The sequence below is a fragment of the Boseongicola sp. genome (assembly GCF_057460485.1).
In genome coordinates, this window is the sequence record NZ_JBVCWP010000374.1 from 1 (window position 1) to 3354 (window position 3354).

Genomic DNA, 3354 nt, shown 5'->3' on the forward strand with positions numbered 1-3354 from the left:
CGCCAAGAAGGCGCGCGTTCATGAAATCATTCTCAAGCTGCCAGACGGCTACGACACATTAATTGGAGTGGCCGACGCACAGCTCTCGGGAGGGCAAAAACAGCGCCTGGCATTGGCACGTGCCCTTTATAACGATCCAGTCCTGCTTGTTCTGGATGAGCCAAATTCCGCTTTGGATGCGGAAGGCTCCGAAGCCCTGAATGCGGTCGTCAACACAATGAAAGCCGAAGGCAAGGCCGTCTTGATTATGACCCATAGGCCAACGGCTATCTCGACCTGTGACAATCTCCTCGTCGTGGATCAAGGGAAGGTCGCAGCCTACGGACCCAGGGACGAAATAATAAAATCCATGATGAAGAATGCCGGCGACGTCCAACGCGCCGTTGGTGGGGGCACGCCATGAGCCAGCGAGTTTGGGGGGCCCGATTGCCACTAACCCTAGGATTTGGAGCCGTCGTCCTACTTTTGGGTGGCATTGGAGTTTGGAGTGTCCAGACCGAAATTGCAGGGGCCGTTGTGGCCTCCGGCAAAGTACAAGTCGAAAGCCGCAGTCAGGTCATTCAGCATCCAGAGGGCGGTGTTGTCGGTGAGATTCTTGCGCACGACGGTGACACGGTGGCGGCCGGAGACATTCTTGTGAAACTCGACGGGACTTTCTTGAGTTCCGAACTGGCCATCATCGAACAACAGCTCGTCGAGATTTTCGCCCGTCGCACTCGACTGGTAGCAGAACGTGATGATGCAGATGACTTTACCTACCAAGACCGTCCTGAATTTATGATTATTGAAACAGCAACTGTCGAAGATCAACTTGCCGGGCAGAAAAACCTTTTTGAAGCCCGCAAACGCTCATTGGTGCGGGAACTTGAGCAACTCACGGAACAACAGTCTCAGATCGAAAGACAGATTGAAGGCGCCGAATCTCAGCAGGTCTCCTTTGAAAAACAGCTTACCCTCATCGAGCAGGAGCTGGCAGATGTGCAGTCGCTGTTTGATAAAGGTTTGGTCGAAACCACGCGCCTCCTGGCTCTGCAGCGCCAGCAAGCGAGCCTTGAAGGGGAAATCGGTCGTCTGACATCAAGCATCGCCGAAAGCGCTGCCCGTATCTCGGGACTAGCAATCGAAGCCCTTCGCCTTGCTGACGCGCGCCGTGAAGCTGCCATTACGCAGCTTCGTGACATCCAGTATTCTGAGATAGAGCTCAAGGAGAGGCGCTTGAGTTTGATTGAGAGACTGTCTCGCTTGGATATCCGGGCGCCGGTCAATGGAATTGTCTTTGATAGCCGCGTATTGGCCCCCCAGGCTGTCATTTCTGCGGCTGAGCCTATCACGTTCATTGTTCCTGGTGATCAACCGCTTCAAGTCTCGGCACGCATTGATCCCAACGACATTGAACAGGTCTATTCCGGCCAGGATGTTCGGTTGATGTTTACGACGTTTAGCCGGCGGACGACACCGGAAGTTCTGGGCAAGGTCGTACGCGTCGCAGCAGATGCACAGACAGATGAGGTCACCGGGCTTAGTTACTATGAGGCCATTTTGCGGCCCGATGCCGAAGCGCTTGCGAAGCTGGAAAACGTAGAGCTTCTACCGGGTATGCCCGTTGAGGCATTCCTCAAAACAGAAGATCGAACGCCTTTGTCGTATTTGACACAGCCGCTTACAGTTTATTTCCAACGCGCGTTCCGTGGGGACTAAGTTGTGCTGACGGCATTTCATGCAGGTGGCCACGGACGAAGATTAGGCAGTTAAAGTTCATTCGCACGTGTGTCTCTCTTTTGTACACTCGCCGGCCGACGTGAATTCTCTACAGTTGCGTCTTGGAGTTTGCGCCGTCTGCAGTCTGCCAAAGCACGAGTCGCGTTTCAACGCGGAGCGCTTGCGGTGAAGGCGCGCAATTGGGCGTCCGTGGACGTACGAATAACTACGCGGCCACCTTTTAAGGAAGAACTTGGCATCGATTTGGTAGGTCACAACGCACCGACGAATTTAGCGCTTAGCCTGGAACATCAAATCTGACTTCATGTCACCAATAGGCAAACGAGATATGCCCATGGCAGCCACTGTGCAGAACCATCGGTTCGAGGCTCTGGAGTGTACGCGGTGTGGATTAAGAAAGCGTTTCTTCATTTTGCTCGGTGAGAACCACGGTCGGCTATGTGACCTTGTGTTATCGTCAACTTCTGGCAATATTTTGATATAGGGCAGTGCCAAAACTAATGGTCCCCCAAGCCCTTTGACTATTGACTGCTTTAGCGAGGTTATCTTTCGTGGCTAAACTTGATGTCGATCCCGCCATCTTGGCAGAGCTAGCGCCAAACGGAACGCTGCGTGCGGGTATAAATCTGAGCAACTTTCTATTGGTAACAGGCAAGGCCCCAAATGGTGACCCGGTCGGCGTATCCCCTGATATGGCGACGGAGATTGCGACCCGGCTTGGAGTTTCAATTCAGTACGTCTTGTATCCCGATCCCGGTTCACTGGCGGACGCCGCAGAGAAAGACGAGTGGGATATCGGCAATATCGGCGCAGAGCCGCAGCGCGCAAAGACAATTGCATTCAGTGCAGCGTATTGTGAGATCGAGTCTACCTATCTGGTGCCCGCTGGATCACAGATCCGTTCGATTGCTGAGGTTGACCGACCAGGAATTCGCATCGCAACCAAGGGACGAGCCGCCTACGGACTTTGGCTTGAAAACAACCTCCGCCATGCTGAACTCGTGCAAACTGACAGTATCGATCAGTCCTTTGATGCCTTTGTTGAACAGAGGCTTGATGCGCTTGCTGGATTGCGCCCGCGCCTCATCGTGGACGTTTTGCGACTACCAGGTGCTCGCCTCCTTGACGGGCAGTTTAGTGCGGTACAGCAAGCGATAGGGACCCCGCGCAAAAACGCCGAAGCGGCATCTTGGCTCTTTAAGACGGTCGAGGATCTCAAGGCATCGGGCTTTGTTGCCGACCTGATCACAAAGCATAAAGTCGATGGATTGAGCGTGGCTCCAATCGTGTGAAAGCTAGAATTCGTACAATTGCGTGCGTTCAGTTGCGAACTTGCCGATGCTGGAGAATACGTACACTGCAAGCGCAGGCTACGCCACTCTAGCCGCGGGTCTTGTCAGTCTAGGACTTCAACTCTCCGGGTCTCCAATGCCTGCTTCACGGAACCTTATGCTGTCGCGAAAGGAGCGAAAAACCTGGCGTATGCGCTCTGCTCCCAGTGCATTTTCTCAACCACAGCTTGGACGTTTCGGCCTCAAATTGATCCAACGGCCACTTCCAGCGTTCTGGTCTTGTGCACATATGGTGGCACCAAGTCGGAGCGGAACGTCACTGGGGTGCCGTCTTTGGATCGAA

Annotated in this window: 3 protein-coding genes; all 3 read left to right on the top strand. The window is 53.8% G+C overall.

All coding sequences use genetic code 11. The annotated features are described in order from the left end of the window. Positions 1–403 (top strand): ATP-binding cassette domain-containing protein (locus AC221Y_RS22260; RefSeq protein WP_486708488.1); only part of this gene is annotated, 403 nt, incomplete at its 5' end. Beyond that, positions 400–1698 (top strand): HlyD family type I secretion periplasmic adaptor subunit, encoded by a 1299-nt coding sequence (locus AC221Y_RS22265; RefSeq protein WP_299758563.1) that lies wholly within the window; start codon positions 400–402, stop codon positions 1696–1698. The genes AC221Y_RS22260 and AC221Y_RS22265, both read left to right, overlap by 4 nt. Before the next feature lie 572 nt (positions 1699–2270). After that, positions 2271–3011: a transporter substrate-binding domain-containing protein gene (locus tag AC221Y_RS22270; protein WP_486708489.1), complete on the top strand. Its 741-nt coding sequence runs from the start codon at positions 2271–2273 to the stop codon at positions 3009–3011. The last annotated feature ends 343 nt before the right edge of the window (positions 3012–3354 follow it).

Bases quoted from the DNA above. Each gene is read 5' to 3' on its own strand.
- AC221Y_RS22265 (WP_299758563.1), top strand. From the start codon at position 400: ATGAGCCAGCGAGTTTGGGGGGCCCGATTGCCACTAACCCTAGGATTT.